At 42.2% G+C, this 2,239-nt stretch carries 4 protein-coding genes; 1 reads left to right on the forward strand and 3 read right to left on the reverse strand.

All coding sequences use genetic code 11. The features are described 5' to 3' along the window. Positions 1–35: 35 nt before the first annotated feature. A complete protein-coding gene (locus R8N47_RS23290) occupies positions 36–593 on the forward strand; it encodes a thiol:disulfide interchange protein DsbA/DsbL (protein WP_318070422.1) in 558 nt (185 codons plus the stop codon). A 69-nt stretch (positions 594–662) separates the two neighbouring features. Here R8N47_RS23290 and R8N47_RS23295 read toward each other — a convergent pair whose 3' ends face one another. The 3 genes from R8N47_RS23295 to R8N47_RS23305 all read right to left on the reverse strand — a co-directional run bounded on the left by R8N47_RS23295 (position 663) and on the right by R8N47_RS23305 (position 2,060). Continuing rightward, positions 663–908 carry a hypothetical protein gene (locus R8N47_RS23295; protein WP_005373664.1) on the reverse strand — a complete coding sequence of 82 codons (246 nt, stop codon included), beginning with the start codon at positions 906–908 and terminating at the stop codon, positions 663–665. 152 nt (positions 909–1,060) lie between these two features. After that, positions 1,061–1,504 (reverse strand): DUF3429 domain-containing protein, encoded by a 444-nt coding sequence (locus R8N47_RS23300; protein ID WP_005373660.1) that lies wholly within the window; start codon positions 1,502–1,504, stop codon positions 1,061–1,063. A 10-nt stretch (positions 1,505–1,514) separates the two neighbouring features. Further along, on the reverse strand, positions 1,515–2,060 hold the full coding sequence (locus R8N47_RS23305; protein WP_054577749.1) for a glutathione peroxidase: 546 nt from the start codon (positions 2,058–2,060) through the stop codon (positions 1,515–1,517). Positions 2,061–2,239: the final 179 nt, after the last annotated feature.

Here is a 2,239-nt window from a genome sequence, read left to right on the forward strand (position 1 = left end):
GGCTGCAACCCTGCTTGCTCAAAATCTATTCAAACATGGTTGTGCTTTGGGGAAATTATGAGGGGATCCCTCAGTACAAAGTTCTGGATGTAAAGAAAGCATCGAAACCTGTTGTGACGGAATTCTTTTCTTTTTATTGCCCACATTGCTACAAGTTTGAGTCGCTTATTGAGCGTTTAAAACCTGCTCTGCCAAAAGAGGCAAAGTTTGAAAAGGTGCATGTGGGGTTCATGGGCGGAGATATGGCGATTCCGATGGCCAAGTCCTACGCGACGATGGTGTCGCTAGGAGTTGAAGATACAATGATTCCTGCCATGTTTGCCCAAATTCATCAAAAGCGACAAGCGCCAAAAGACGAAGCTGAGCTGAAACAACTCTTCGTTGATAATGGCGTAGAAGGTCAGAAGTTTGATGCGGCGTACAACAGTTTCGCCGTAAACTCAATGCAGAAAGGTTTTGATAAGCAATTCTCTGCCAGCACGTTAAGAGGGGTTCCGGGTGTGGTTGTGAACAATAAATACATTGTTTTGGCCAACGAAATTCGTACTTACGACGAGTACAATCAATTAGTTAATTACTTATTGACGCTGTAACTGTAAATAGCATTGATGCTTAAAAATGGCGACGGTAGAGTCGCCATTTTTATGCTTATCACTTTCGTATTATCTAAGAACGCTTGTACATGCTTGAGTTGGAACACTAGTCATAAATATGGCATGCGGATAAAACAAGCTAGCAGCAGTGATTGCAACATTACATGGCTGAGCAATCGTGGTTTTAATCACATTGGTAAGCACAGCGCCTGTATTATTTACTGTTTGAGCGGCGGCTTGTTGTGCCTGGTAAGACACGCAACCTGTCGTTGCATTGATCATCGCAGTGCTAAACAAAAGTTTGCGAAAAAACATATTCATATCCTTTGTGAATGCTTTGAATTACTTATATGTGGATTGATTCATAAATGAAACAAAACAGTGTTCAAAATATGTGTGCATTCACGAAATGAACATTGTTTTATAAAAAGACGTTTTTTTGTGATCTTAGTACTGGACAGACCAGGTTATGAAACTAAAGCCAATCCGTGCATTACGATTACGCCGAAGGTCAGTTTGCTCCTCATTCCTTGATATCCCTTGGGCTCGGCGTCTTGTTCGACTTTCCTCACGAGCTTTTCTGCATACCAAACAGCAAGGTACCCAATTGCTAAGAGTAGGGTTGCGACTGCGTAATGTTTGTGGCCCTGCAGTAATGCGCCCCAAGCCAGTAAGACAAAAAGGTTGCTGAGAATTAATATATTTCGGCTAAGGCGATGGTAGTAATGCTCAATGCCATTACCCCAAAGGATGCCGGATAAAAAACTTAATATAACGGCGCTATATGCGATGAAAAATTGCTGACCACTTAAATTGAAGAGTGAGATGTCAGCGAAAATCAGCCCTAAACTAAACACAAATGGAACTAGGCCTAAGTAACCGAGTTGTAGCATGGTTGAGCGTGTTGTCATGGTCGTCACCTTATAATTGTTGCTCTATCATATTGGTAAGCGTAGTACTTGTCGGTGATGTGGAGCTTGGAAAAGTCGCAATAACTTTACCTTCAGAGCTAATTAGAAACTTGTAGAAGTTCCATTTTGGTTTTATGCCTGCTTGGTTAGTAATCTGGTTGAAGACTGGGTTCGCATCTACACCTAATACTGAAGAGCGAGCCATCATTGGAAAGGTGACCCCGTAATCGAGATAACAGACTTTCGCTGTGTTTGTTTCGCTTCCTCTATCTTGTCGAAAGTCATTGCTCGGGAAACCGATAACGGTGAAGTTTTGGTCTTTGTAAGTTTGATAGAGGGTTTCTAACTGTTCGAACTGAGGAGTGAAGCCGCACTGGCTTGCTGTATTGACGATTAGTAGTGTCTTTCCCTTAAAGCTTTCGCATAGATCGACTTCTTCCGTTGAGTTTAACAACCTTTGCTTACCTTGAAGAATATCAGGGCACTCAGATGCAAGAGCAAGCGAATTCATGGAGAGAAAGCTAACGAGAGCGGCGAGTTTCAGTAATCCTTTCATGGTGTTGTTCCCCTCCCCTTGTTTTCAATAAGTATAACTACTCAAGTGCAAAGAGGATCGATCAAAAAAGCCGCACAAATGCGCGGCTTTTTTCAAGAGCTGTGTGCCGTCCTAAATAAGGTTGACACTTTCCACCCCCAAAATTGGAGAGTGTTATGAAATCAACAACTAAAAGAACT

This window comes from Vibrio sp. 2132-1 (assembly GCF_033344315.1).